Consider the following 25478-nt stretch of genomic DNA (forward strand, 5'->3'; position numbering starts at 1 on the left):
AGGACAAAAGGAAAACAATTTCATAATGACTACCTAATCCATTCTATTTTTTGTATTTCTCTGATAGGGAAACTGCAATTACAATCGTTGATGTAACCTTCTTCAGCTGAAAGAGCGTCTTTTTTCATGGCAACCAAAATTTGTTTACTCACATGCTCGCTTAAAACCACTTTCTCGCCACTTTTTAGATGTAATACTGCATGTTTGATATTTTCCATCATTATTTCCCCTTTTTAATTGTTTTGTACCACTCTTCATAGGTTTGGTATGGAATGACCTCACCTGCTCCCGAACCGCCTTTTCTCGCTCTTCTCGTGTCTGGCATTTTGCCATTCACTTTGAACGAGACAGTGCAGCGGCAGTTTATATCATCTTTGGCATTATTCATGTGACCAGGAGCGGGGCCGACACCGCCGTAAATAGAAACGAACAAACCATTTTTAGCAGTCTTCCCATCTAGCTTTCTATGCCCCGCCCTTGTTTTTAGGTCAAGGGTAGAATTCCATACCTTTTCTAAGTTTGCATGCTTAGAAGCCTGTTCAGCGCTTTTCATCCTCGCCGAGACTTGTACCCTATGAACTTCCGTTCTCGCTACGTCACGGGCTTTTTTTCTTGCGAATTCTGTGCTTCTCTCAATTCGCTTGGCTATTTTGCTATAATCCTCACCCGCTTGAATGCCTTGAGCAATGGAAATTTGAATCTGCCGGACATAATCATCACGGTGACGCTTATATAAAGCTGAAAGAGTCAATTCAGCTATCGGGTTTAGAATAGCTTGTTGAATCATTGCCGTTGTCGGCAACGTATAACCCATCTTCACCGCTGCTTCTATCTCGTAGAGATAAGCGGATCGCATGTAATTCTCAAGAAACTGCTTGGCGGCTAATGCTTCGACAATGATGATCACAGTTTTGAATGCTTTGCTTGATTCCTCTGTCATCCGCTCCATTTCTTTTTTGAAGCGGTTGTATTTGTTTAGATCAGCCATAGACAACTTGCCATCTATACTGTATTTCGCATAAAGGGCCGCGATTTGTTGATTGATTTCTTTCAATCTCTTAGCAAAGACAGCATCAATTTTCTTGGCATCCTCTGTGATCATGTCATCGAGCAGTTTATCAATCTCGTTCTGGTTCATCTTCATCACCGCCCGTTTCAATCTCAGTTAACGGCGGCATGCTGTTTCTGTATTCTACTTCCTCTGCCTCAATACGTTTTAATTCTGCTTCTACATCATCTACCCACGGATGATTTGCAATTCGTGTTTCACGGCTTAAATCTGTGCTCTGATTCGACATTTGAACCTGCTCAAGCTCGTTTGTCATTCGAGAGCGGTTAAAAGTCATCTGTAAAAGCGTGGGATCGTATTCGCCTTGACCTGTCATTTTTAGATATTCAGTGAAGAACCAAAAAAAGGCGCTTAAAGCTGGCCGGAACTTCCGCTCTGCTTCATTCGCCTTTAGATCAAGCAATGAATATAGGTTTTTAATTGCAACGTTGGTCGGTGAATTTCCCACTTTGTCAGGATTGTTGTTTACACCCTGTCCGAAGCGGTATATATTCTCTTCTAATCGGTCCAGATGTGAATTTGCGCTGTCCATCGGGATTTCAGCGCTCTTCATTTCTAAACCGCCATCCCCTGACACTTCCACAGCTTTATAATGACGTAGATTCGTTGTAAATTCACTTAAATCTTGCCCTGCGAAGTTTTTCAAAACGTAGATCAAGTCTTGCATCTCATCAAACGTGTTAGCGTTATTTGAAATGTTGTTATTATATTGATCAATCAAGTCTTTATAGAAGATAAGGTCACTGACACCCTCTTCATTGTTCTTAAACTCGATCATTGGAACCTTACCCCAGCCATACCCCTTCCCTCGTTTGTCGTAGAAATGGCTTTCAGGGTTGTTTTTATAATCAAAGTCTTGAATCAAAGACCCGTTATGCTCTACATAGTAGAAAATCTGTTCATCTGTGTACAATTCCACTTTGCGGGTGATCTCATCATCAATGTTTTTAACATCGTAGTAACGGATAGCATAAAGCAGACTTCGTTTTTTGGTTGAATCGTAAACCGGTATGACTTCCTCTGCTGGAATGCGAAGATAATCAAAGTTACCTTCTTCATCAACAAACGGATGAAGCCACTCTTTACCCTTATTACTGGCGTTTTTAAGAAGCTCCTGCATACAATCATCAAAATCTTCATCTATAAAGTCGTTCACAACTTCAAGGAACCTATCTTCTTCTGCGTTAAAGGTGATGGGTTTCCCTAAAAGGTATTGGACCTTCTGTTGTACCAGCAGCTTATGCCAGTTGTGAGAGATTCGATTGTTTGGTTTCTCCGTATCAACCTTTTTTATGCCGTGCTCATAGTAATAGCGTTTGCGTTTCTTAATGTCCGCTTGGTTAAGATAATAAGCGACACCTTCGATCATCTGATCCCGCTCTACAGCGTGCTTATCAATCATCTTTTGAAGGATGGTTGTATCAGGCATATTGTCGGATGTTTCTGCGCTATCCTCGATGATTTTAAGCAGCTCTTCTGTATGTGTTGGCGATGTTGGGTACATGGTCATTCCTCCTCTCTATACCATTGTTCAAACATGTGATCCATGAGCGTATGTGTCATGTTTAACGCCTCTTGATAGGTTGCTCCTCGATAAACCAAAACGTACTGATCTTGTTCAACCTCAGAAACAGCAATCATCTTGTTTATCTTTCCGCTTTTTGCATCAGCAAGCATTTTTTCTAATGATTCCACTATGTTTTTCTGATCTTCATTAAGCTGCACACGATTCTTTTTGCGCCAATCATTTGGTTTTTCAGTTTCAAAGCTGATCTTTTTCACGTTAATATCCTCACCCCCGATTGTTGCATATCGCGCTCAAACGCGTATCTAGTCGCATCAATAGAGTGATTTTCTTTATCCTCAAGGCGTGGTTTCGGGTTGCCGTCTTTATCTGTTTGATAATCAATGTTCTCAAATTCACGGGCTAGATTTGGTGTTATCAATGGATCAATGACTATTTCATCTAAATCACCAAGCCATTCCTCACCATATTGAACCGAATCAGGCCCCTTTTTTGCTCCTGAAACCCTTCTAATGCCGTGTTCCTTTTTCAGCTCGTCAATGCTTTTTGGTTCAGCACTATCGGCTGTGATCTCGTTGCTTTCATAGCCTTTTGATTTAATCCACTTCGCTAGTTCTCTGTTAGAAACTTTGTGATCATATAATTCATCAAGTGCATATATTTTGCTTCGCTTCTTATCATAATGCCACCTGACGAAAGCAAGCGGATCTGGACCATAACCAAAGTCAACGCCTTGTCGTATATTGTCGAAGGAGCGGACCATATCATCAGTTATGCTGCCTTTCTTGATATGAAGGTTATCAAATGGAACAACGCCAGTTCCGATTGCTTCCCCAAGATATTCCCATCTATATTTCTTTTCATTTTTGGCTTTAGTTGTCTCAGCCTCATTGATAAACGCTTTTGATAGATGAGGGTTATCTAGGTATGTTGAATGATGAATATACGTGTTCTCAGCAGGGAATGCCGTTTCATACTTCTTATTAACCCAATTTTGCTTACGCTTTGGCGGGTTATAAGTGTAATAGAACGTATAATCAAACTTCCCTGCTCGTTTACGTGGGTTATCAGGCTTTATTTTGTGTGTTAGCTCTTCACGTAGAACCGAGTTCATAATGGTACTTACTTCTTCGTCGGATTTGAATTCTGCAAGCTCTTCAATCCACATAACACCTATTGGAAAATCAGCGTCTTTGATTGATTTGAGCTTTTCAGGATCATCAGCACCAGCAAAGTAAATCTTGTTCCCTCTTGGCTTGTATATGATCTCTAACCTAGAAGGAACAAACTTGAATAGATGAGAGACACCCAGCGTTACTGTTGCTTGCTTTATCTGTGCGAAAACTGATTTAACAAGCGTATTCTGTACTTTACGCAGCACGAGAGCGGAAACAGGGTATTCAATAATATCTGTTACCACACCATTACTCACGCTGAATGATTTACCAGAAGCCCGGCCGCCCTTTAGAACGTAATGAAGATGCTCTTTTGCTCTTCTGTATCTCCAAAACTCACGAAATGCCGGTGCCAGCACTTCCGATACTTTAATCATCGTCATCACCTATATCATCAACAATGTAAACTGGTGCAACGTCACCTAATTCCATTTTCTCGACTTCGGCTTTTGTTTTATCAATGTTCAAGCGCATCTGCTCCAGTTTAAGCCGTCTTTCGTCTGTCTCATGGGCTATGTTGTCAAACTGCTTTATTAAGCCCCTAAGCTCAGACATTGCCCTAGATTGAGCGTTTAGGAATGTAGCATGACGATCCCAAGCGAACTGGAATTCGTATTCTTCTTCTTCAATATCAGCTGAATCTGAAACAACTGACTTTTTCTTTTTCAGCTCTTTGATCATTTCATCTTTATTCTCGACAAACATGATCTTCTGCGCTCTTACAATAGCGGTAAATTGAATCTGTATTTGCTCCCACAGCAGATCAACAGGTGAAAACACCTGAATGTCCTGCATGATCTCAAACGCTTCTGCTGGCATGTGCTTTGAGTAAAAGCCATGTGTCTTTGCATTTTGGTTTCTTGCAGGAGCACCACCGCTATTCCCTACAGCGTTTTTGTTCCCAGGTTGCCCACCTTTTTTTGTGTGCACACTTTTTTCTTTGGGTGCACCCTTTTTCCTTTCCCAACCATGCCGCTTTTTCCATGATTTTATGGTGTTGATCGACACCCCGTATTTCTCGGCAAGGTCCTTGTATTTCATGCCTTTGACGTAATCTTTCTCCGCCTGAATGTGCTTGGATTCCATCTACATTCACCTGCCGCCTCCTTCTGATTCGTGTTGTTTTGGGATTTTTATTTCCTCTAAACTGCCGCCGCACTCTACCTTTAAGCCGATACTTTTTATAGAGATTCTTCACCGGAAGCAGTTTACAGGGAACAAAAAAAGCACCCCGCAGGATGCTTTCGATATCTTACAATTGTGTTGTTGTTCTTTCAGCAAATATAAGTAAATTTCCCTTTGGAGACAATACCTTTTTGGAAATTTCATAATAATCAACAGATCCCATATCGTTGTATGGATTTATACTGTATCTAACAAAACTGTCTGTTAAAAGTAATTCTTCTTTCTTAAATTCTTCTGTAATGTCGACAGTACTGTTTTCATCAATGACAAAAATTGAGTTTGTATTTTTATCAATAGATCTCCATTTAACAGATCGCATTATATCTTCCATCTTTTCACCTCCCGCCTTTATATCGGCAGAAAGTAAGCACATGGAACTATTCGCGAAATTTGTCGAACGAATTTACTATATGATCGTTTTGTTTTTATATTAAAATCAAACTAAGCTTTTTAAGCTGGGAGAGGGCGGTGTCTCTCGGATTAGTCCGAAAACGCCGAAATCCTCCTCGCCTAGATGGGGGTGTGGTTATGGAAATCCACATTAAAATTTCCAGAGCGTTTGCGGTGTCAGTAATCATTGCGATCGCTCACGCCTTTCTCCGATAGGAGAGAGGTTTTTTTATTTTAGCTCGCAAGAGCAAGTGAAAATATATTAATTTGTGGTGACACGGGAAATTATGCCTCCCCGTCCTGCCTTCAAGTTTACACTGCGGTTTTAAGTGATTTCAAATGTTGAAGAAAATTGACTTTCTTGACTTCTTTGACGATGTTGCCGATTATTTCAGTTTTGATTTTTCTAATTGTGTCTCTTGAGCATTCAAGGTGATCTGATATAGCGGTGTAACTCATTCCAGTCATCATGCAGTCATAAACGATTAAATGTCTTTCCTCTTGCATTTGGTCCACGGCTTTATTAAGGAAATTAGCAATAGCTTCGTATTTGAGCAGTCGCTTTTCTCTGCGGTCAAGATGTCTTAGTTCAGCTTGGCTTATTCCTGCTGATCCTTTAGGCATTGCAGCTTCATCACCGTATGTTGCCGTTAGCTTTTGACCTCCAGCGAATTCAACACGGTTCAGGAGCCTAGTGAGCCTGTCGATCTCTCGTAACATAAATTCATAGTCTCTAATCCATTCTTCTACCTTCCAAGCAATCATTTGATCTGTCATCTATATTCCCTCCCTTTATTTACGTTTATAAGCCCCGCCTTTGGCTCTTTTTAACCGCTGCATGTTTTGCCCCATCAGCTCTCTTAAATCTCTGTCAGTAAGCTGCTGCGGCTGTTTTTTCGGTTTCTCCTTCTTCATGTTCATCCTCCGTTCAGACAAATAAAAAACGGACACCAACCAGCACCCGTAAAGGTGTTGATCAGTGTCCGCAGGCTCTCCGTCTTGGACTTATTCGTATGTCTCTTCTTTGAAATCCCAGTAAGTTTTTCCTGTTTCTACTTCATTTCCTTCTTGATCTTCCTTTGTTACAGGTTCCCCCGTATCGTGCGAGTATAATTGCTTAACAATTTTTGATAGTATGACGCGTTCATCGCCATCAAACTCATTGTTAGTATCATGAATATACTGTCTAAGTAACTTTTTTGTTTTTTCATAAACCTTTACGGCTTCTTGTTCGTCTGCGTATATGCCGACAACACCCTCTTGGTAGTCGGATACCATCCATAGATCAACATTTTGAATTGTCATTCCATTTCCTCTGCTTCTGAATACATAGCAGATTCAACCTTAGCTAATATCCCTTTTTCGATTTCATTTAGATCGTGCCCGTTCATTTCTGTAAAGAGAATGTTGTCCTTGATAGCCGCTAGTTCTGATCTATCAAATTTGATTGTCATTCCGCTACCTCCTAATTTAATACGCCGCTTTCATCTTCAAAAATCCAATCCATATCAACATCTTCGATTGGTGGCATGTCTCCTAATTTTTCAATAGCCATTTTTTTCATCTTTTCGAGTTGTTCGTCATAGTCCTTTATGTTTACAATGCGTACTAATGATTCCCCGACATTGCAGAGAAAAGCCATTGCACCTTCTTTCGTTTCTGTTTTTAGCATAATCCCTACACCTAAAGGTATCGCGAGCATTTTACAACCGGACGTAACCTCAGTAATATTGATATGTCCATCCATCGGAATGGCACAAAATCTATATTTACCAACCCTGATCTCATGGCCGACCATTGGTTTCCAAAGCTTTTCTGTAGCTAAATAAAAGCGTTGAGGTTGTTCGTTAACTGTTATTTTCATTTCCTCACCTCGAAAGCTGGCGTATAAATGTACCCCTTAACGCCTGTCCAATTGCTGTTCTTATATATGGTCATCTTGATACGGTGCGTACCAGCAGTGTGATTGACGATGTAAAACTCTTTTGCTGGCGTGGCGGACTTAAACGATCCAACGAGACTAAACCGCTGATCTTTCCATTTGCCGCTCACCTTCTTTTGTAGCGTGAAGCGATAATAGACCGTTTCACTTCCTGTTTTGCGTGCTGTGACATCAATGCTTTTGGCTCTCTGTGTGTATGAATTGGCATCCGTCGATACGCTGACTGTATGCCCTCCAATTGTTTTATATCCGCTCGTTACTGCCGCAGCAGACGGCGCATAAAGCACCGCCGCAATAATAATAGTTAGTGTGATTAGTAGTTTTTTCATTTGTCATCCCTCACTTCACTCATATCATGAATCTCTACTTCTACGCTATATGGACTTCGATAATCGTCATCTGAACGTTCCAAAACTTTTAACCATTTCGTCTTTTCAAGAACATAAGACACATCTTGTCCGCTCGATGAAGTCTTTTCAGCATCATCAAGAACAGCATTAAGTGCACCTTCTGGTATATCTTCTGGAATCTCAATAAGCACGCTACGGTGGTATTTTAGTGTCTCTTCAATTTCCAGTTTGATTTTTTTAGTTTTCATCTTCATTCCCCTTTCAATCCTCAGCTTTTATGAATTCCAGTAAAACGGACATTGGTTCAATATCATACTCATCATGTTCGGATGATACTTTGTTCCAAACGTGCATTGTGGCTTCCTTGTCTCTACCGTTAATTTTTGTGTTTATTTTTAATGGTTCTGACCCGTGTAAATCCTCTTTTGATGCTAGATCATTAGAATGATCCTTTATGTGTTGGTCAAAGCGTTTTTCGGCATTCTCGATGTTTAAGAAAAAACTTTCTTCTATCGGTAAGCCCATATAGAAAAGCTGAACTCGAATGATTTCATTTTCCTTCCTCATAGCAAGCTCCCGTCAATGATCAGTACCATTTCTTCTTCGTTTGTTAAATGCTCAAGCACTTCTTTGACCGGGATCACATTGTTGTCCTCTCCATTTACTCGGCTGTATATGATTGTTGCATATGCTTCTGTAACTTCGGTTATTTCTTCTGATAATCCGCCATCATCATCAGCGACAACATCAGTATAGATTGTCATAGCATTTTCATCGTTTTTCGCTTTGATCAGTGCGTAATACGGCTCGTTCACCTCATAAAACTTCATTTCTTCTTTTTTGCTTTTAGCCTGTTCCTCAAGTAGCTGAATTGCAGATTCGAGATATGTCGCAAAATCAAGCGTCTCTTCTTGAGCGTGTTTCATCCAGCCTTTCAAATCATAGGAGGAGGTTTTGACTTCCTCACCGTACTTTTGCAGGCCTTTTTCCTGCTGCCGTTGTAGTTTTTCAATCACTTTTGAAATAATCGGATTGTTTTCGTTCATCGTTTTTCCTCCTTCTCATCGAACATTTTCAAAATTTCTCTAATAATCCTCTGCTGCGCCAAAAGGTTTTTTTCGCAAGACAAGTGTTCCAGCAACTCTTTGAGTTCTTCTCTTTTCTCCATCAGGCTTGTTCCTTCCAGTGAGGGTAATCTTCAAATTGAGGAATATGCTCATCATGTGATGCTGCATACTCTTTCATTGTCATGTCCCAGCAGTCTTTACACATGCTTCTGGTGTCGCCCATAAAAGGAGAAGGACGTACTTTGTTTGCTGATTCTCCGCAATAATCACACAAGCCGCCATTATGAAAATCAAGCTCGATCTTTGCTAGTTGCTCATCGCTTATTTCAACTTGTCCGATTGGTTCTTGATAGAAATTGTGTGTTTCTACTAATTCAGGCACTCCACTAAATGCTTTGTGCTGACTCTTTTCGCCCTGTCCAAGATCAATAATGAGTCTGTCGTCAATCAAATATAGTGAGTAGTTCATCAGTAACCCTCCTGCTGCCGCTTATGATTGACGGCGTTTTTGTCAATGTATGCTTTTTCAATTTGGTCAGGGGTGAAGCCTAGATAATTTCCCAATGCGTTAAATCTCAGAAAGATTTCTTGATAATGACGCTCAATAAATTTCCGTTTGAAATATTTATCATGTGAAGACAAATATATTGATTCACCCCTTAATTCTCCGCTAAGTGATGAAATGGAATTGAACAAATCCCTGAAAGCAGACACACCCCTGTGCTCAACAGCTATAAATTGCAAATCAGTAACATCATTAGCATTTAAATATGCAATCTGATTACCGATGCTCAAGATAAAGTGTAAGCAGTCCACGTATTCTTCGAGTAACTTTTCTTCCCTCGGCTGCTGGTCATTGCTCCAGAACTTAAAGCCACGCCACTCGTTAGCACATTCCGCTAGTTCAACTTGTAAAGCCAAGATAAGTCCGGGCAGCAGGTCTTGACCTTCCAGCCCTTTTTCTCGGATGATCCGTTCATCTAACCCTTTTTGCATTTCAAACATTTTTAATAAGTTCATTCCGTTTCCTCCTAAGCCGATAGGCTTCTATATATTTGTAATCATTCCGTAATTTTCTTTTAATCTAAAAGCATCCGTTTGCCTGTTAAAATTAGATAGATTGAAAGGCGGTGAATAAATGCAACATTATTTGGAAGATATTATCGAAACAATTAGAAGTTATGTTCAAAGAGTTACTGAAAAATTTTTTGAACTTGGTTTAGTACCATTATCTTTTTTAGGAATAATAATATTATTAATCTTTGCAGGGACTTGGTAATCCCTGCTCTTTATTGTCAAAGTCCACCTATCAACCCAGCGATCACGATAATTGCCATGAACCCAAGCACCGTGAGTATTACAGGTCCGTTTGACTCGCGCTTTGCCATGACCACGTTACCTTCTATCACGAGATCATCATTTTTGCGTACCAGCATCGGCACCACATAGCCAGGCACTCTAATTTCAGCAGCTGCATCATCTATTGTCATCGCTTGATTTTTGCAGGCTTTGACGGCCTGTGAAAGCTCGACGTGTTTTGGTAGACTCATAATCTCTTAACCTCCGAAGTAAAATTATTTGATCTTGAATCCTATTTCATGGTCAACTCTTGCAAAGTGACCTTTAGCAGTTTGAATGATTGTTTTTCCGTGTTCAGGTGCGTCTGTGATGTGGGCTGTTCCTTGCGTGCCATCAATCACGATGATGCGGACCTTCCCAGGTTCTATTGCGCTTTGAAGTGTTGTATCAAAGTCTTTAATTTCAGTTGGTTTCATCCGCTTCATGCCCCCATGTGTTATAATTAAAGTGTGAGATTTAATTAGCACTGGAGCAGCGGCTTCGGTGTTTTTTTATGCCCATTTATCCATCTGGTATGATGGTGACGGTTTTAGTTCTTCTCTATACACAATCGGGTGCTTTGCTAGATACGCCTCAAGCTCTTCCTTTGTCATCTTCCACTCGATGACCGGACCCGCAGCATATGGATTGTTAGGCTTTCCGCTCATGCTTTCCACCTCCGATTCTCGGTATTTCTGCTCCGCCCATCCTTTTGCAATCTGCTCCGAAGCGGCTTGAGCATTGTTTGAACTGCTTGCAACGTGTCATACAGGCCATAAGCTTATCTTCCTGCCTTACCCACAACGGACGATCGTCTGCTATTACCACGTTTAACAGTTGGTTTCCCCGCCTTCCTTTTCAGCTTTTTGAGTTTGTCCAGCTCGATAAATCCTAGTGACCGATCAAAAGCAATGACCTTTAGCGGCGTATCAAATTTGCGTTCGTACAGCTTTCGCTTGATGGCAAACTCCTTTGTTTCCATGCCTTTGATGTCGATTACTTCTTTCGATCCATCGAGATTAGTGACCTCAAAATCTGCAATATATTCAATCTTCCGAAAAGTCTTGTCGTGTTTCTTAAAGGTTTCTTGCAGTTCAAAGCGTGGCTGCAATGAAAAGTCTTTTATCTGCTTGGCTTGCTTGAGCCATTTCAATTGCTGATAGTATTTGGCTTCTGCCTTACTGTCGAAGGTGATGCCGTCTACTATCGTTTTGTGTGCGCCGTATTTATTGGACATGTTTTGTTGATCCTCGCTTTCCGTTGCTGGAAGTGCTTTTTCAGTTCGGCAACGAGTTTTTCTTTTTCTGATTCGTTTAGGTTGGTTCGTTTCAGTAGTTCAGTGATGCTAGGATTCATTATTTTTCTGTAAACAACTCCGGGTTTTCATAGATGCTTCCGATTCTAGTGTTTCTGTGGTCTGAATTGTGGTAGACTTCCCAAAACTTTCCTTCACCGTCTGTTAACTCAATTGTTCTCCGTTTATGCCTCACAAAAATTCCTATTTTGGTTGGGTTCATTGTGCCAGCCCATCCATTTTCGATGATGTCACCAAATTTAAACTTTACCTGCTTCATTCGCTTACCTCCCGTCATCCCGCAGCCATTGCAGGAGCTTCCTTTCTCTTGATGATGCTGTTAAAGCGATAGTGATTATTGCGGCCATCGTCTTCATGCTGTCTTTCCTTCCAGCGCTCTTGCTTCCACTAACATTCGATCTAACATTTCAATGACTGGCTTTAGGCTCTGCTTACGTCCTGTGGTGTTACATTCAGGACATGGATAGTAGCCCGCCATGAAAGTATTTTCGTTTATGACGACTTTCTCGCCATTGCATGTGTTGCACATCTGACATTCTCCTTTACTCGTATAGTTCCAAAAGCAGGTCTTCATTTTCTTTTTGCGCTATCTTTTTACGAATCTTTTCATCTGGCATAATCACAGGGAACGCCAGTTTTTCAATTCTGCTACTGATCCGACCACTTTTATAAACTGTGTCAAGATCATCTATACTTAAATTGCTTGTAAGAATCGTAGGCTTCTTGTTTTGAAGTCGGTAATCAAGAATACGTGTGAATGTTTCTTCAACAAAATCAGTTACCTTTTCAACCCCAATATCATCTAGGACAACAAGATCCGCTGTCTTGACCGCATCTATAATGTCGGTACTCTTCACCTTCGATTCGTTATCAAACGTGCTCTTTATTTCTCCGATTAGATCGGCTGTAGACGAATAGATGATTTTAAGTTGTTTGTACTTTTTGGTTTCTTTGTCATAAACCTTGTCATGAGTTTTGGTTATCGCATGAAGAATACTGGCAGCAAGCCTTGTCTTTCCGCTGCCTTTCTCTTTACTAAAGAAATACAAGCCTTTTCCAAGCTCCCGCATCTTTTCAAATTTCAAAATGTAGTTTTTAGCAACCCTTTTTGCATTGGCTGCTCGCTCTTTGGATTCGGGTTTTTCGTAAACATTGATATCAAAAGAGTTTAGAGAAGCGTCTTTGAACTCTTCCGGTAGTCTTGCGCTCATAAGCCTATTTGAGAGCTTTTTCACTTCTTTACACGGGCACTCTTTCATAAACTCTTTGTTTTCCTCATGATCTATAATCCATATCAACCCCGACCCATCGCATTTCCCATACATGCAATGTTCTTCAGAAATCACAGTGAGTGTCTCGTACCTGACCGGATAGACCTTTTCTTCTTGCAATTTCTTGGAGTCTCTCAGTCTCTTCGCTAGTGCTGGATTTGCTTTCTCCAACGACTTTAAGGTATCGCCCATACTCTGCATCTTTCTTCACTCCTTCTTGTGCCCGCTGATTTGAAAGGACCCGCTGAACATATTTGATGTTCTGAACGCCGTTTTTCAAGGTGACTTCCATTGCTTTAATCACGTTTTCTTCTCCAAAATCGTCTATCAGGTCACCAATTCGTTGACTAACAAAGCTGTTTAGTGTTCCTCCAAAGTGGCTTTCATAAAATTCAAATGCGTTCATAGGTTGCTCGTCCTCCTGTCGTGTTGGTTTTTCTTCTTTTGGCTTTTCAGGTACAGGGCTTGCGGCGTTTTCGAGGCTGATTATGCGGTAACGTCCGGCTTTCTTTCCTTGCGGGATGTATTCGATTCTCCCTGCTTCGACTAGGATCTTTCGATGCTCAAGAACCGTTTTCTCCGAGACATTTAATCGTGCCACTAAAGTTGTATTACTAACCGTAAACCACTCTCGCCAGTTGCAACCGTTGTTAATGTCCATGAGCTGTAACCACAGTGCTTGTGTAGTTGGCTTCAATGGTGACGTTTCAAGCCAACGCATGAAGCCGTTTATTTCTTTTAGGTAGTTCAAGCCCCTACCTCCTTTCACATAATGCATACAAGCCCTGTATGCGAACAAAGCGCATATCAGGCTCATTAGTCTTGATGTAATCTTTCACATAGTCTTCTGCTAATTTGAAAGGATCGGAAGTGCCTTTGACCATCCATGTGTAGCAATAAGGGATAGGAACTTTAATCAAATGGGCTTCGGTTTTCATCCACTTGCTCCGTATTCGGGCTTTCTAAAGTTGGTTCTACACTGTACGGCATATCAAGGACTTCCTCGTCATAAACCGACTTTGCTTCTTGGGTAATATCTTTTCGTACCGTTTCGTCTTGCGCTGCGTACTGCTGAATTTCAATACTGATAGGCAGGTACTTCCACATGCGGCGAATGACAGTTTTCTTCGCCATTTCTTCATAATCTGTTTGCCACGGGCCACTATCCTTTGACTTGCTTCGTTCACGAACAGCCTCAACATCTTGTTTGCTGAAAACCTCGAATTGATAACCGCCATCTTTGAAGTGAGCCACTGCATATACATGAGTCATTTCACCTCTATGCCCAGTTGCTGGCTTGTGAATTAACTTCGGATTTAACCCTAGTTCATACTCGAATTGGTCCTTTTCATAAACAACATGAGAATAGATACTTTCGATGTGACCAGAACGTCTAGCAAGGTCGATCATGCCCTTATATCCGATGATGAACTGAACTTCTTTCGTCCATTTATCCTTCTCACCATTTTGCCCCTTGATCTTTTTATTGAAAGGGACAAAGTAGCAATGACCTATTAATCCAGGTTCTAATCCTAGTTGTGCGGACTGCATGACAGCCCCCAACAATGAAGCGGGTGAACATTGTTGCAATTGCGGGTTACTTCTGATTGTCGTTAGTGCGATCCTAGTCAGCCTTTCAGGTGTCATGTGTTCAGGCAATGCCTTTTGTAATTCCGGCTGCATTGAAGCCAAGTAGTCAGCAATTGTTTTAGGTTTATCCTCCTGCTGCTGAACGTTATTGGCTGCTTTGTTTGCCAGCTGATTCCGAATATCTTCGTTTTTAGCCATTGTCTACGCTCTCCTTTATATAAAATCTTCTCTGCGGTTTCGTGTCGCTGAATTCCTCAAATAATTCAGGATGTTCACTGGCGAACTTCTTTGTATTAAAGCGGTTTGTTTGAATGGTCTTCCAAGTCACCCGATGTTTAGTAGCAAGACCGATTTCATTTTCTCCTAGCATGGCTTTTAGCTGATTTTCATCTGCTTTAATTCGTTCATCAATTTCTTTCTTTTCTTCTTTTGCGCTTTTTAGTCGGACTATGATTTCATCCGCTTTTAAAGGCAGGCTAGTTTCCTCGTCAATTCCAATGGGGTACATGTGATTAAGTAATTCTGTTGATGAATCTGAACCGTCAAACATTGGCGGCTCTTGCTTTTGAACGTGATTCTCCCAAAAGTCTTTTTCAATCTGAATCAAGTAACCTATCAATTCCTCGTCACGATCGACTTTTTTATAAATGAACTTGTTTCCGCCGATCAGAACAGCGATCCACCATGCTTTATAACCTGTCACAGCCATGTAATGTTGACACTGGATCAGATAAGCGTCTGGAATCTCTTCTCCCGTCCATTCTTCTTTCAAGTATTCAGAGGCCGTTTTGCATTCAAGCCCTACATTTTCACCGACAATTAATCTATCAACGTTTGCAAGCATGAAAGGATATAGAGGGTGTTGTAATATAGCCTTTTTTCGACGGACCTTCTTTCCAGTACGGTTGCTAAACTCTCTTGCGACCACTTCTTCGAGTACGTGGCCCCAATATGCGGCTTCTCCTGCTTCATCTTCCTTTGGTGACTGGCCCAATTTATCCAAGTAAACTGAAACGGGTGATCTCCATCTACTCATTCCAGCAATGGCGGCGGCATCTGAACCCCCTATACCTGCACGTCTAGCCTCAAGCCATTGCTCTTCTGTCATCTTCTCGGTTGAAATAAGGACCTTCGCTTGCATACTACATACCTACCTTTTGGCGATATGCCGCCTGCCCCAATTGGATGTATTTTTGTTTTGCTTGAGCATTTGGGAAGCAGAAGACCGGTAATCCTTTTTTATAGTCGATCCAACCGCCTGCCTGCTCCAAACGCTCCTGTGCTTCACGGCGGTGATCAAAACTGATTTGATATTTTGACATCGTGTATACCTCCATTGAATTTTTGTTAAAGATTTGGTATACTGTCGGTACCTAATCGAAGCAGTACACCTTTTCAAAACTCGCTCTCCAAAGCGGGTTTTTTTATTTGTCTTCATCTTCTTCATCTTCATATCCATTGCGCTCCGCTTCGTCCTTCCAGTAGTCTTTCGGATAACCAAAGCTATTAATTTGTGTGATCATCGGATGCTCAATATTCAATTGTCTCGCTCCTTTACCATGCCTGTAACCACCGAAATCTTAATTCCCCGAATTTGCATTTCTTTCGCTATTTCATACAACCGACCTTTGTTGTTCAATCTTGCTAGTTCTTCGCTATAGGTTTTGATGTTAGCGGCAATGCTTGTTACTTCTTCAATCATTCCTAGTTCATAAAATTTTTGTAGATTTCCCATAAGGAATTCAATGCTCTCCATGAGAATTACAGCCTTCGGAATATCTTCACGGATGACCTGGATTTTGTTTAAAACAGATTGATTCATACCAATACAGCCTCCCTATCCTGTCTTTTGTGCATTGCTACCTCTGCGACAATGGCCTTTTTAGACCATTTCTCAGTTAGGTCTGTTATTTTTAAGCCAAACTCACGAGCCATTGAGTACATGAGTGTTTTGTTTGCTTGTGTCAGGTCGTATATTTGCTTGATAGCCTGCATCGGAAGTTCCCCATGCTTGCCTGGGCGGGTATTGTTTAACCATTCAGCAAGGTCATTGATAGCCTTTTGTGCGTCTTTCATTTCCTGTACTAAGTTGATTAGGGCCTTATGAGCGCAATCATTCAAGGCGGGATTAATTGGTGCGGCTGCCATTGGGTGAAGCTTGAAAATGTAATGTACGAGATCAATATGTTCGTATGCTTCGCAAGCTTTGAACCAGTTGATGCACAATTCAGGTGTAGGTCTGACATAGCCATTCTCAATATCTGATACATTCCTCTGATCACGCCCTCCGATTAAAGTGCCTAGCTGATACTGCGAATATCCGGCTTCTTTTCTCACTCTCCTCATGATTTCAGGTAAATTCCGCTGATTATACGGGCTGTTCTGCATTTGTTCCCATCCTTCTTTATTCGATTTTTATTGGTAAAATATTAATTAAGGGACAGGCTCAACTGGCCTGCTGCTTTTTCAAACGGTTGATGATGTAAGCTTGTCCCTTTGGCGTGATCTTCATTGTGAGCCATGCTTTCGATGAACCATTTACTTCTCGGACACCTTGAGCAATTTCAAAATAACCACGGTTCACATACTCTTGATAAGGCTCATTCTTGTGGCTGAAAATCAATTTCCATTCTCTTAGTTGTTGAAATAGTTTTCTTTCGCCTATGAGGATGCCTTGCTTTGATGCCAGCTTTGCAACCTCACGAACTAATAGCGACTTTTCTGAGGCCATACAGCTTTCAGCGAAGTTAACGAGTGGTTCTTGAATTTGCAGTGTTCGTTGTAACTGTTGCTTCTCTTCTTGCTCGGCGATCCAACGCTTTGCACGGCTGACAGGATCATCAATCATGTAAGAAGGAGCATTCATTTCTTGAATGTAGCTTTTCATTTTCTTAAATTCATTGATAAACCGGATTTTCATTTTCATTGCTGACGGTGTTGTATAAGACATAGCAACCAAAGCAAAAGCATCTTCTGTTAAGTTGTATTTGCGGTATTTTCGCTTTCGTTCATTCTCATAAGTTGACTCCTCAAAGTTGAGGAGTGAAAAATCTGTTTCACCAGCTTGTTTCAACTTTTCGATTTGAACCTCAATGTCTCGTAAAACAAAGTCATGTCTTTTATCAAAAACTTTTGAGATCGTGAGGCTGTCTGTAACAACTTGATTTCCTTCAACGAAAACGAGTTCGCTCATGCTGTGGCTCCTTTCTTGAAGTAATCTGTGTTTTCGTTAATCCAGCGGGTATTGTTTTCAATCCACTTGAAAAGCAAGTGTGTTGGAATTAATAGACCCGCTTCTCTAAATACCGGAAAGTCTTCACGGTTTAAAAGCTGTGAAGCCTTTGTATCTTTAATGTTGAATAGCTCCATAAGCTGTTTTTTCGTTAGCATTGGCGGCAGTTGAGTTGTTCTAAAATCCTGCATCGCTTTAGCAACTTCTTCCGCAATGATTTCTCTGAACATTTCCTTAAAGGCTTCATGGTCGATGTTCAACATGTTAAAACCTCCTATGCGGTATTTGATTTTTGATCCTTATAATTCTTCGTTTCGTATATTTTGTTCACAAAAAAATTTTGGATCGGTTCGTCTAATACACAAGCAATATCTTTTAACAATTCAACATGAATCTTTCGTCTGCCAAGTTCATATGAGTTGTAAGTAGCTATAGGGACATTTAGTTCTTGCGCTACGAATTTTTGAGTCATTCCCTTTGATTTACGAATGTTGCGTAACTTTTCATTTACTTTCATGTAGATACACCCCCTTATATACGAATTGAAGAACTTGCTGTTAACCCTATATTAATTCTTCGTTTCGTATATGTCAATAAAAAATTATACTTTTCGTTTATTTTTTTTACTCATATTGAAGAATGTTGTACAATTTGTAGAAAGTATGAATATCTTGGAGGAATAAAAATGGCTCTGGGAGCACGCATAAGAGCTTTGAGAGAAGCTAAAAAACTCACACAAAAAGCTCTTGCTGATAAATTAAACATTCCACATCAAAATTTATCCAATTATGAACGTGGTTTTAGAAATCCCGATTATGAAACATTAATCAAAATAGCGGAGTTTTTTGAAGTAACAACTGACTATCTGCTAACGGGAAAAGAACTTAACTCTTCTTCAAATCCTCACAAGGGTGACTTGATGGATCAGGCATTAAAGGTATTAGACAGTCCTGAGACATTCATTGCTGCTTCTGACGGAAAAATTACACCTGAGATGCAGGAATATGTTTTGGAGTACATTCTAGAAGAATTAAAAAAAAATAAAGGCCGCAACAAATAATTCAAAAATGCTTATATATAAATATTTATTATTATGTTTAGTTTAGTTTAATTAATGCTGAAGGTTCTGCTGTAAAAATTACAGTAATACCTACAATTGAACGACCATTCAACTGTAAAAATTACAGTAGAGTCTACAATCATTTTTTCTCAATTGAAGGTTCTGCTGTAAAAATTACAGTATAAATCTTGTATAAAGATGTAAAAATTTTCGATATTTGTTGAAATATTGAATGAGTATATACCGATCTGTAGATAGAGAGATTGATCGTTTATATAAAAATTATGTTTAAAAGGGGAATTTGTTTTGAAAAAATTACTTGTATTGTTTTTAGCATTGGGTTTAACACTTGCACTTGCAGCATGCGGATCAGAAGACACTTCTTCAGCTAGTAACAGTGAGTCATCTAAAGAAACGAAGAAAGAAGACAAAAAGAAAACTAAGGAAGCTAAAATGAACACCGATGTTAAAGTTGGTGATATGGTATACAACATTAAATCAAAATCAACTTCTGAAAAAGTGGGTCCTTCAATTGCCCCGGAAACTGCGAATGGTAAATACCTTATCATTGAAGCTGATTTAAAAAATACCGGAAATGAAAAGATCATGGTCGATGCCTCATTCTTCAAACTTAAACGCGGGAAAAAGACATATGAAGCTGATTCCACTGCCAGTATATCAGCTAACCAAAAAGAAGATGGATCAATTGATAACAGCTTTTTAATGCAAGATTTAAACCCGGATGTTGAAATGAAGGGTAAAGTTGTTTTTGATGTCCCTGCAAAAGTAGCGGAAGCTAAAGATTTGAAATTAGAAGTACAGACTGGCGTTTTTGGCACTCAGACTGGCACAATCAAATTATCTAAGTAAGCCTTCGGGCTTCTTTTTTAAAAATAAAACAAGAACATACATTCCCTATATTGATTTTATCCTGAAATTGAAATATCATAAAAGTTATACAATATATACAAATAATGGTTTTGTGTAGGGATTTATCTTTAGAACGGGAGAATGATGAAATGTTTGGTTTCTTATTACAGCTTTTCTTTTTGATCATTGGTGCAGTTTTTTGGACTTATCACCAATACTTCTACAGACCAGACATGAGAGAAAACTTCGTGCTTTTAATCATTATCATAAGTTTCACAGCTATCTTCTTTTTTAAAGACATTGAATGGAAAAAAGCTGAATAACGCCCTGTAACATCGGGCTATTTTTTAAAACCAAAAACAGAACACACGTTCTAAATTTTGTCGAAGTTTGCAGAAAATTGGTCTCTATTTCCAGTACAAAATATGACAAGCTTCTCCTATAATTACATGAAAGACCATATTTTTCCCAAAGTGAAAATATAGATATTTTGGAGGGGATCAACTCATCATGGGGTATGTCAAAAGTCATTTAGAAGAATGGATTGAAGATCTCTACAGAAGTATTAATATTCAACACTCTCATCAAATTAATTTTGAACAGATTGCCGAATCTTTGGGTTTAAACGTAAGATTCAGTCCACAAAAAAGCTTTGGTTTTCGGGCACTTAATAAATATGTGATTGTTCTAGATAAAAGAAAAACGAGGCAAGAGCAATGGTTAGATTTCGCACATGAATTGTGTCATATATACAGACATGAGAACGATATCAAAATTATGCCCGGCACATGGAATGAATACAACGAGAGACAGGCAACGTATTTTGCATATCACTTTTGTGTACCAAGTTTTATGTTGAAAAGTTTGAGTTTGCCACCTGACCAAAACAAAGCAGCGCTTCTTGTTGCGGACATCTTTAAAGTCACTTGTGAATTTGCAAAACGCAGGCTGTGCCTGTATTACAATAAAATCAAATATTATTGAGAGGAGAATTTTAATGGTTGCTTACAAAAAAGAAAAATCAAAAAAGGCTGCTAAAGGTTATACATGGTATTTTGTAATGGATGATGGCCATGATCCGAGGACTGGCAAGCGCAGACAAATTAAACGAAGAGGATTCAAAACTAAAAAAGAAGCAGAAGAAGCATATTCACAGCTAAAATCAAAGTTGTCTTCTGGATTAGTATTGGATAAAGAGAAAATACTGTTTTCTGATTTGCAGAAACTCTGGTACAGAGAGTATCAGAAAACAGTTAAAATCAGTACACTTCGAGCAAGAAAAAGTGAAATAGACCATCTTGTCGATTATTTCGGTCATATGAAAATAAAAGATATTAATCGTGCTGTTTATCAGGATTTTTTAGATTACCTAAATTCCAAAGAATATTCATTTAATACAATAAGCGGCATTCACACCACCGCAAGCATGATTTTCAAATATGCTCGACAAGAAGATATTATTTTAAAAAGCCCGACTGAATTTGCAAAACCTCAAAAACCACAAGTCACGGTCGAACAAATAGAATCTTCAAATGAAGTGGAAAACTTCCTAGAAGGTGATGAACTTGTGCAGTTTCTTGATCTCACTGAAAAACATGGTCTTCTTCTCGACTTTGAATATTTTTGTATGGCTGCATTTACAGGTACAAGAGCCGGAGAAAGGCTTGCGGCAAAATGGAAAGACTTAGACCTGGAGGATGAAACCAAGACATTACGGATAACCAAAACATTGTTCTGCCCTTCTAATAAAGCAAGTGACTATCAGCTTTTAACACCAAAGACACCTGCAGCTATAAGAGAAGTTCCTCTGTCTGACTTTCTGGCCGCTCTACTTAAACGACTGAAACTGAAACAAGCAAAAATAGCATTTGCGAATGGCAGAACGTTTAGTGATGAAGACTTTATTTTCGCACGAGCAGATGGTCATCCAGAAAACATAAAGAAATTCGATACACGTATGAGGCGAATTTTAAAAAGAATGGATCTAAATAAAAAAATAACTCAGCATACATTTAGACATACATTTACTTCATTAGCCGCCGAAGCAAATGTTCCTCTTGAAGAGATTCAAAAAATACTTGGTCACGGAAATGATGACATTACTCGTAAAGTTTATTTACACACTACAAAAAAAGTGAGAGAAAGAACATCAGAAAAGTTTAATTCTTTTGTTAATGATCTCTCATTAAAAATCCAATCTTCATAGTTCCGTGACCAAATTGTGACCAATTTTATAAAGACATAACAAAAACCCCTATATTTCAAGGGGTTTTCGGGGGTGTTACATCATGCCACCCATACCGCCCATGCCGCCCATATCCGGCATTCCGCCGCCTGAGCCGCCTTCTTCTGGTTTGTCAGCTACGACTGCTTCAGTTGTAAGAAGCATAGCTGCTACAGAAGCTGCGTTTTGAAGTGCAGAGCGAGTTACTTTTGTTGGGTCAACGATTCCTTTTTCGATCATGTTTACCCATTCGTTTGTTGCTGCGTTAAAGCCTACGCCAATTTCTTCGTTTTTCAAGCGCTCAACGATGACTGATCCTTCAAGACCTGCGTTGTGAGCGATTTGACGAATTGGCTCTTCAAGAGAACGTAGAACGATGTTCACACCTGTTTGAACGTCACCATCAGCTTCGATGGAAGCAACTTTATTGTATACATTCACAAGTGCTGTACCACCACCGGATACGATACCTTCTTCAACTGCTGCACGAGTTGAGTTCAGTGCATCCTCAATGCGTAGTTTACGTTCTTTTAGTTCTGTTTCAGTTGCAGCACCAACTTTGATGACAGCAACGCCGCCAGCTAGTTTTGCAAGACGTTCTTGTAATTTTTCTTTATCGAATTCAGAAGTTGTTTCTTCTACTTGCGCACGAATTTGGTTCACGCGTGCTGCGATTTGAGCAGAATCTCCTGATCCTTCTACGATCGTTGTGTTTTCTTTTGTGACAACCACTTTAGACGCACGGCCAAGCTGACCAATTTCAGTTGATTTCAGGTCAAGTCCTAGGTCTTCTGTGATTAATTCCCCGCCTGTTAGAACAGAGATGTCTTCAAGCATTGCTTTACGACGATCACCGAATCCAGGTGCTTTTACAGCCACTGCGTTGAATGTTCCACGAAGTTTGTTCACAACAAGTGTTGCAAGTGCTTCGCCTTCTACATCTTCAGCAATGATCAATAATGGTTTTCCTTGTTGTACGACTTGCTCAAGTACAGGAAGGATTTCTTGAATGTTTGTGATCTTTTTATCAGTGATTAAGATGTAAGGATTTTCAAGAACCGCTTCCATCTTATCAGAATCAGTAACCATGTATGGTGAAGCGTATCCACGGTCAAACTGCATTCCTTCAACCACTTCAAGCTCAGTTGTGAAACCTTTAGATTCTTCAATTGTGATGACGCCGTCGTTTCCTACACGCTCCATCGCTTCAGCAATTAGGCTGCCGACTTCTTCATCTGCTGCAGAAATAGACGCAACTTGAGCAATTGATTCTTTACCTTCGATTGGTTTAGAAATCTCATGCAAGCCTTCAAGTGCTACTTTCACTGCTTCTTCGATTCCTTTACGAACGCCAACAGGGTTTGCACCAGCTGTTACGTTTTTAAGACCTTCACGGATCATCGCTTGAGCTAGAACCGTTGCAGTAGTAGTACCGTCACCAGCTACATCGTTTGTTTTGCTTGCAACTTCAGCCACAAGTTTTGCACCCATGTTTTCAAATGCATCTTCTAATTCGATTTCTTTTGCAATCGTTACACCATCATTTGTGATAAGTGGAGAACCGAATTTTTTCTCAAGAACCACGTTACGTCCTTTAGGTCCTAAAGTTACTTTTACAGCATCTGCAAGTGCATCTACACCACGTAACATCGCACGACGTGCTTCTTCACTGAACTTAATATCTTTTGCCATAATAACGAAACCTCCTCAGTCTTTTTAGAAATATATCTCAATCTTTGTTTATGTGATTAACCAATAACAGCTAAAATGTCGCTTTCACGAAGGATTAAATATTCTTTTCCTTCATATTTCACTTCAGTACCTGCATATTTTGAGAAGATAATGCGGTCGCCTGTGTTTACTTCTAACGCAACGCGCTCACCACTTTCAAGTACACGACCTGAACCTGCTGCAACAATTTTACCCTCTTGCGGTTTTTCTTTTGCAGAATCCGGTAAGACAATACCGCTAGCGGTTTTTTCCTCAGATTCAACGAGTTCAATGATTACGCGATCGCCTAATGGCTTTAACATAAGAAACAACCTCCTCAATTTTTATATGTAGTTTTTTTAGCACTCATCACTAGCGAGTGCTAACACATTTATTATAATAAAGAATGTCTTCTGTAATTTCAAGTAAAAACCTTTAAAAATTTTTACGCTTTCATGATCTTTTTTTATCACCGATTCTTTCCTTTTCAACGAAAAAGAAGACTTGTGTTACAATAAATCTAGTTCTTTTAGTAAAGGGGTTTTCGTTACTTGAAAAAACAATATTGGTACATCATCTTAACGTATATATTGGTGCAGGTTTCTGCGATTCCTTATGTGTTCATTATGAAATGGTTAGGATACATTCAGACACCGATGACACAAGCAGAGCTCTCTGAATTGTCAGGAACCTGGACAATCATTAGCTTCTGTGTCGGATTAATCATTATTCTGCTCATCCTTCGGACTGTGCCAAAAACATCACTTCGAAATGAAGCACCGGCATCAGTCGGCGCGGCAATCGCTTGGATCATTGGCGGTTTCTTTCTTTCCCTCTTTGCACAATCCATTGCGGGGGCGATTGAACAATATGCATTTGGCATTAGCCGAGAATCCGAAAATACTCAAAACATTTTAGCCATTATGGATGCAGTTCCATGGCTTGTCATCGTCATCGCTCTGATTGGACCGATATTAGAAGAAATCATTTTCCGAAAAATCATTTTTGGTGTGGTTTATGAAAAAACGAATTTTTTCATTGGCGCACTTGTCAGTTCAGTGGTTTTTGCTGCTGTACACAATGATTTCCCACATATCTTGCTCTATACTGCAATGGGCTTTACATTCGCCTTTTTATATGCGAAAACAAAACGAATCATTGTGCCAATCGGCGCACACATGCTGATGAACTCGCTCGTCATTCTTGTGCAGATTGAGCCAGTAAGAAAAATAATTGAAGAACAATCTCAAACAATGCAAATGATTATTGGAGGCTTTTTCTCATGAGAAACCCTGTCGTATGGGGCATTATTTATTTTGCCGTAGGTGTGGCGTTCACCTATATGGCCATTCAAAATCCAGGTGACATGTGGTCATTTTACAGCATTTTGCTGATGGTGTTTGCGGCCTATAATATTAATATCGCGTTAAAAATGTTTGCTTTTTCTGTCAAAATGAAAAAACAGCAGCAAAAATAAACAAAAAACCATTTTCCGCCGTTTGGAAAATGGTTTTTTTATGGAGGTCATGTTTTCATGGAACACGAAAAACTGAACATCATGAACAATCAGCATGAAACGATTGGTACAGCCGCTCGATCTGATGTCCATGCTGAGGGCCTTTGGCATGAAACCTTTCATTTCTGGCTTTTAAAAAAGGAAGATGACACAGTGTTTCTCTATTTTCAGCTGAGGAGTCCCGCCAAAAAGGATTTCCCATCTCTATTTGATATCACAGCAGCAGGCCACCTTCTCGCAGATGAACAGCCTCCTGACGGCATCAGAGAAGTCGAAGAAGAGCTTGGTCTCTCCATCTCGTTTGAGAACCTTACCTTTGCTGGTGTCATTAAAGATGAAATCCATCTGCCTTCGTTTACCGATCGTGAGTTTTGCCATGTGTATCTTTATATGGATCAAAAAGAGCACATGGATGTCCATCTACAGAAAGAAGAAGTTGCTGGACTTTATAGAGCAAGGCTGATGGATGCACAGCAGCTTTTAAATAGAGAATGCGAAAAAATGAACATCGAGGGCTTTGAAGTGGATGCAGACGGCAAGCGACGTGAGGAAAAGAGAGAGGTCCATGTACATGATTTTGTCCCGCATGAACCTGCCTATTATGAGCATCTCTTTCAAGCAATCAATCAATTTCTTTCACAATAGAAAA

The 25478-nt window shown here is 39.9% G+C and carries 45 protein-coding genes; 8 read left to right on the forward strand and 37 right to left on the reverse strand.

All coding sequences use genetic code 11. From position 1 onward, the window contains the following. Positions 1–29: 29 nt before the first annotated feature. The 19 genes from FBF75_RS17580 to FBF75_RS17655 all read right to left on the reverse strand — a co-directional run bounded on the left by FBF75_RS17580 (position 30) and on the right by FBF75_RS17655 (position 9723). The gene (locus tag FBF75_RS17580) at positions 30–218 is read right to left on the reverse strand and encodes a hypothetical protein (protein WP_136945006.1); all 189 of its coding nucleotides are present in this window, start codon (positions 216–218) and stop codon (positions 30–32) included. A 2-nt stretch (positions 219–220) separates the two neighbouring features. Then, entirely contained in the window at positions 221–1138 is a 918-nt protein-coding gene (locus tag FBF75_RS17585) for a phage minor head protein (protein WP_136945007.1), read from the reverse strand. Then, a complete protein-coding gene (locus FBF75_RS17590) occupies positions 1119–2573 on the reverse strand; it encodes a phage portal protein (protein WP_136945008.1) in 1455 nt (484 codons plus the stop codon). The genes FBF75_RS17585 and FBF75_RS17590 overlap by 20 nt, the downstream gene beginning before the upstream one ends. A 2-nt stretch (positions 2574–2575) precedes the next feature. Continuing rightward, positions 2576–2851, reverse strand: coding sequence for a hypothetical protein (locus tag FBF75_RS17595; RefSeq protein ID WP_136945009.1), 276 nt, complete (start codon positions 2849–2851; stop codon positions 2576–2578). Next, a complete protein-coding gene (locus FBF75_RS17600; protein WP_136945010.1) occupies positions 2848–4152 on the reverse strand; it encodes a PBSX family phage terminase large subunit in 1305 nt (434 codons plus the stop codon). Before FBF75_RS17600 ends, FBF75_RS17595 begins: the two co-directional genes overlap by 4 nt. Continuing rightward, positions 4139–4855, reverse strand: coding sequence for a phage terminase small subunit (gene terS, locus FBF75_RS17605; protein WP_136945011.1), 717 nt, complete (start codon positions 4853–4855; stop codon positions 4139–4141). Before terS ends, FBF75_RS17600 begins: the two co-directional genes overlap by 14 nt. A gap of 166 nt (positions 4856–5021) precedes the next feature. Beyond that, positions 5022–5285 carry a hypothetical protein gene (locus FBF75_RS17610; RefSeq protein ID WP_136945012.1) on the reverse strand — a complete coding sequence of 88 codons (264 nt, stop codon included), beginning with the start codon at positions 5283–5285 and terminating at the stop codon, positions 5022–5024. 371 nt (positions 5286–5656) lie between these two features. Further along, on the reverse strand, positions 5657–6121 hold the full coding sequence (locus FBF75_RS17615; RefSeq protein ID WP_071168002.1) for a hypothetical protein: 465 nt from the start codon (positions 6119–6121) through the stop codon (positions 5657–5659). A 15-nt stretch (positions 6122–6136) separates the two neighbouring features. Then, positions 6137–6259 (reverse strand): hypothetical protein, encoded by a 123-nt coding sequence (locus tag FBF75_RS19960; protein WP_276606740.1) that lies wholly within the window; start codon positions 6257–6259, stop codon positions 6137–6139. Between the two features lie 90 nt (positions 6260–6349). Next, positions 6350–6649, reverse strand: coding sequence for a hypothetical protein (locus FBF75_RS17620; RefSeq protein ID WP_136945013.1), 300 nt, complete (start codon positions 6647–6649; stop codon positions 6350–6352). Then, on the reverse strand, positions 6646–6798 hold the full coding sequence (locus tag FBF75_RS19720; RefSeq protein WP_169476127.1) for a hypothetical protein: 153 nt from the start codon (positions 6796–6798) through the stop codon (positions 6646–6648). The genes FBF75_RS17620 and FBF75_RS19720 overlap by 4 nt, the downstream gene beginning before the upstream one ends. Before the next feature lie 11 nt (positions 6799–6809). Beyond that, entirely contained in the window at positions 6810–7208 is a 399-nt protein-coding gene (locus FBF75_RS17625; protein WP_136945014.1) for a hypothetical protein, read from the reverse strand. Beyond that, positions 7205–7615: a hypothetical protein gene (locus FBF75_RS17630; RefSeq protein ID WP_136945015.1), complete on the reverse strand. Its 411-nt coding sequence runs from the start codon at positions 7613–7615 to the stop codon at positions 7205–7207. The genes FBF75_RS17625 and FBF75_RS17630 overlap by 4 nt, the downstream gene beginning before the upstream one ends. Continuing rightward, entirely contained in the window at positions 7612–7884 is a 273-nt protein-coding gene (locus FBF75_RS17635; protein ID WP_136945016.1) for a hypothetical protein, read from the reverse strand. The genes FBF75_RS17630 and FBF75_RS17635 overlap by 4 nt, the downstream gene beginning before the upstream one ends. A gap of 13 nt (positions 7885–7897) precedes the next feature. Continuing rightward, on the reverse strand, positions 7898–8203 hold the full coding sequence (locus FBF75_RS17640) for a hypothetical protein (protein WP_047946047.1): 306 nt from the start codon (positions 8201–8203) through the stop codon (positions 7898–7900). Further along, positions 8200–8682 (reverse strand): hypothetical protein, encoded by a 483-nt coding sequence (locus FBF75_RS17645; RefSeq protein WP_136945017.1) that lies wholly within the window; start codon positions 8680–8682, stop codon positions 8200–8202. Before FBF75_RS17645 ends, FBF75_RS17640 begins: the two co-directional genes overlap by 4 nt. Further along, a complete protein-coding gene (locus FBF75_RS19965; RefSeq protein WP_257788744.1) occupies positions 8679–8804 on the reverse strand; it encodes a hypothetical protein in 126 nt (41 codons plus the stop codon). Before FBF75_RS19965 ends, FBF75_RS17645 begins: the two co-directional genes overlap by 4 nt. Next, positions 8804–9172 (reverse strand): hypothetical protein, encoded by a 369-nt coding sequence (locus tag FBF75_RS17650; protein WP_136945018.1) that lies wholly within the window; start codon positions 9170–9172, stop codon positions 8804–8806. The genes FBF75_RS19965 and FBF75_RS17650 overlap by 1 nt, the downstream gene beginning before the upstream one ends. Beyond that, positions 9172–9723: a dUTP diphosphatase gene (locus FBF75_RS17655; RefSeq protein ID WP_136945019.1), complete on the reverse strand. Its 552-nt coding sequence runs from the start codon at positions 9721–9723 to the stop codon at positions 9172–9174. The genes FBF75_RS17650 and FBF75_RS17655 overlap by 1 nt, the downstream gene beginning before the upstream one ends. 118 nt (positions 9724–9841) lie before the next feature. On the opposite strand from FBF75_RS17655, the gene FBF75_RS19725 reads away from it, so the two are divergent. Further along, positions 9842–9982 (forward strand): hypothetical protein, encoded by a 141-nt coding sequence (locus FBF75_RS19725; RefSeq protein ID WP_169476129.1) that lies wholly within the window; start codon positions 9842–9844, stop codon positions 9980–9982. A 16-nt stretch (positions 9983–9998) separates the two neighbouring features. Here FBF75_RS19725 and FBF75_RS17660 read toward each other — a convergent pair whose 3' ends face one another. The 16 genes from FBF75_RS17660 to FBF75_RS17730 all read right to left on the reverse strand — a co-directional run bounded on the left by FBF75_RS17660 (position 9999) and on the right by FBF75_RS17730 (position 17966). Further along, on the reverse strand, positions 9999–10253 hold the full coding sequence (locus tag FBF75_RS17660; protein ID WP_136945020.1) for a hypothetical protein: 255 nt from the start codon (positions 10251–10253) through the stop codon (positions 9999–10001). Positions 10254–10277: 24 nt separating this feature from the next. Further along, on the reverse strand, positions 10278–10478 hold the full coding sequence (locus FBF75_RS17665; protein ID WP_240692405.1) for an XtrA/YqaO family protein: 201 nt from the start codon (positions 10476–10478) through the stop codon (positions 10278–10280). Positions 10479–10553: 75 nt separating this feature from the next. After that, a complete protein-coding gene (locus FBF75_RS19730) occupies positions 10554–10709 on the reverse strand; it encodes a hypothetical protein (protein WP_162842487.1) in 156 nt (51 codons plus the stop codon). A gap of 113 nt (positions 10710–10822) precedes the next feature. After that, positions 10823–11278 carry a DUF1064 domain-containing protein gene (locus tag FBF75_RS17670; protein WP_136945022.1) on the reverse strand — a complete coding sequence of 152 codons (456 nt, stop codon included), beginning with the start codon at positions 11276–11278 and terminating at the stop codon, positions 10823–10825. A 118-nt stretch (positions 11279–11396) separates the two neighbouring features. After that, positions 11397–11615 (reverse strand): hypothetical protein, encoded by a 219-nt coding sequence (locus tag FBF75_RS17675; protein ID WP_136945023.1) that lies wholly within the window; start codon positions 11613–11615, stop codon positions 11397–11399. Positions 11616–11708: 93 nt separating this feature from the next. Then, entirely contained in the window at positions 11709–11885 is a 177-nt protein-coding gene (locus FBF75_RS19735) for a hypothetical protein (protein ID WP_169476131.1), read from the reverse strand. Between the two features lie 13 nt (positions 11886–11898). Beyond that, the gene (locus tag FBF75_RS17680; RefSeq protein ID WP_169476133.1) at positions 11899–12702 is read right to left on the reverse strand and encodes an ATP-binding protein; all 804 of its coding nucleotides are present in this window, start codon (positions 12700–12702) and stop codon (positions 11899–11901) included. Beyond that, positions 12692–13378 (reverse strand): DnaD domain protein, encoded by a 687-nt coding sequence (locus FBF75_RS17685; protein WP_136945025.1) that lies wholly within the window; start codon positions 13376–13378, stop codon positions 12692–12694. The genes FBF75_RS17680 and FBF75_RS17685 overlap by 11 nt, the downstream gene beginning before the upstream one ends. 161 nt (positions 13379–13539) lie before the next feature. Beyond that, positions 13540–14415, reverse strand: coding sequence for a recombination protein RecT (gene recT / locus FBF75_RS17695; RefSeq protein ID WP_136945027.1), 876 nt, complete (start codon positions 14413–14415; stop codon positions 13540–13542). Beyond that, positions 14408–15358, reverse strand: coding sequence for a YqaJ viral recombinase family nuclease (locus tag FBF75_RS17700; RefSeq protein WP_136945028.1), 951 nt, complete (start codon positions 15356–15358; stop codon positions 14408–14410). The genes recT and FBF75_RS17700 overlap by 8 nt, the downstream gene beginning before the upstream one ends. Before the next feature lies 1 nt (position 15359). Further along, positions 15360–15539, reverse strand: a complete 180-nt coding sequence (locus FBF75_RS17705) for a hypothetical protein (RefSeq protein ID WP_098676743.1) — start codon at positions 15537–15539, stop codon at positions 15360–15362. A 215-nt stretch (positions 15540–15754) separates the two neighbouring features. Beyond that, on the reverse strand, positions 15755–16039 hold the full coding sequence (locus tag FBF75_RS17710) for a YqaH family protein (protein ID WP_136945029.1): 285 nt from the start codon (positions 16037–16039) through the stop codon (positions 15755–15757). Further along, positions 16036–16605 carry a helix-turn-helix domain-containing protein gene (locus tag FBF75_RS17715; RefSeq protein WP_136945030.1) on the reverse strand — a complete coding sequence of 190 codons (570 nt, stop codon included), beginning with the start codon at positions 16603–16605 and terminating at the stop codon, positions 16036–16038. Before FBF75_RS17715 ends, FBF75_RS17710 begins: the two co-directional genes overlap by 4 nt. Positions 16606–16663: 58 nt before the next feature. Further along, on the reverse strand, positions 16664–17410 hold the full coding sequence (locus FBF75_RS17720; RefSeq protein ID WP_110487437.1) for a Rha family transcriptional regulator: 747 nt from the start codon (positions 17408–17410) through the stop codon (positions 16664–16666). Continuing rightward, on the reverse strand, positions 17407–17712 hold the full coding sequence (locus tag FBF75_RS17725) for a hypothetical protein (protein WP_047947162.1): 306 nt from the start codon (positions 17710–17712) through the stop codon (positions 17407–17409). Before FBF75_RS17725 ends, FBF75_RS17720 begins: the two co-directional genes overlap by 4 nt. 11 nt (positions 17713–17723) lie before the next feature. Next, positions 17724–17966, reverse strand: a complete 243-nt coding sequence (locus tag FBF75_RS17730) for a helix-turn-helix domain-containing protein (protein WP_136945031.1) — start codon at positions 17964–17966, stop codon at positions 17724–17726. A 168-nt stretch (positions 17967–18134) separates the two neighbouring features. Here FBF75_RS17730 and FBF75_RS17735 point away from each other — a divergent pair, with 168 nt between their 5' ends. The 4 genes from FBF75_RS17735 to FBF75_RS17750 all read left to right on the forward strand — a co-directional run bounded on the left by FBF75_RS17735 (position 18135) and on the right by FBF75_RS17750 (position 21585). Next, positions 18135–18509 (forward strand): helix-turn-helix domain-containing protein, encoded by a 375-nt coding sequence (locus FBF75_RS17735; protein ID WP_136945032.1) that lies wholly within the window; start codon positions 18135–18137, stop codon positions 18507–18509. A 306-nt stretch (positions 18510–18815) separates the two neighbouring features. Beyond that, on the forward strand, positions 18816–19379 hold the full coding sequence (locus FBF75_RS17740) for a DUF4352 domain-containing protein (RefSeq protein ID WP_136945033.1): 564 nt from the start codon (positions 18816–18818) through the stop codon (positions 19377–19379). Between the two features lie 510 nt (positions 19380–19889). After that, positions 19890–20363 (forward strand): ImmA/IrrE family metallo-endopeptidase, encoded by a 474-nt coding sequence (locus FBF75_RS17745; protein ID WP_136945034.1) that lies wholly within the window; start codon positions 19890–19892, stop codon positions 20361–20363. A gap of 13 nt (positions 20364–20376) precedes the next feature. After that, positions 20377–21585: a site-specific integrase gene (locus tag FBF75_RS17750; RefSeq protein WP_136945035.1), complete on the forward strand. Its 1209-nt coding sequence runs from the start codon at positions 20377–20379 to the stop codon at positions 21583–21585. 75 nt (positions 21586–21660) lie between these two features. On the opposite strand, the gene groL is transcribed toward FBF75_RS17750, so the two are convergent. Together groL and groES are read right to left on the reverse strand one after the other, a co-directional pair. Next, positions 21661–23295 carry a chaperonin GroEL gene (groL, locus tag FBF75_RS17755; RefSeq protein ID WP_007496015.1) on the reverse strand — a complete coding sequence of 545 codons (1635 nt, stop codon included), beginning with the start codon at positions 23293–23295 and terminating at the stop codon, positions 21661–21663. Positions 23296–23351: 56 nt separating this feature from the next. Further along, entirely contained in the window at positions 23352–23636 is a 285-nt protein-coding gene (gene groES, locus FBF75_RS17760; RefSeq protein WP_003214120.1) for a co-chaperone GroES, read from the reverse strand. Between the two features lie 228 nt (positions 23637–23864). Between groES and FBF75_RS17765 the strand changes: the two genes are divergently transcribed. Genes FBF75_RS17765 through FBF75_RS17775 form a run of 3 tightly spaced genes read left to right on the forward strand, consistent with a single transcriptional unit; the run spans position 23865 to position 25474 of the window. Beyond that, the gene (locus FBF75_RS17765; protein ID WP_136945036.1) at positions 23865–24599 is read left to right on the forward strand and encodes a CPBP family intramembrane glutamic endopeptidase; all 735 of its coding nucleotides are present in this window, start codon (positions 23865–23867) and stop codon (positions 24597–24599) included. After that, the gene (locus FBF75_RS17770) at positions 24596–24790 is read left to right on the forward strand and encodes a YdiK family protein (protein WP_017366710.1); all 195 of its coding nucleotides are present in this window, start codon (positions 24596–24598) and stop codon (positions 24788–24790) included. Before FBF75_RS17765 ends, FBF75_RS17770 begins: the two co-directional genes overlap by 4 nt. Positions 24791–24847: 57 nt before the next feature. Then, positions 24848–25474 carry an NUDIX hydrolase gene (locus FBF75_RS17775; protein WP_048002787.1) on the forward strand — a complete coding sequence of 209 codons (627 nt, stop codon included), beginning with the start codon at positions 24848–24850 and terminating at the stop codon, positions 25472–25474. The last annotated feature ends 4 nt before the right edge of the window (positions 25475–25478 follow it).

The sequence above is a fragment of the Bacillus sp. S2(2019) genome (assembly GCF_005144805.1).
GTDB lineage: Bacteria > Bacillota > Bacilli > Bacillales > Bacillaceae > Bacillus > Bacillus altitudinis.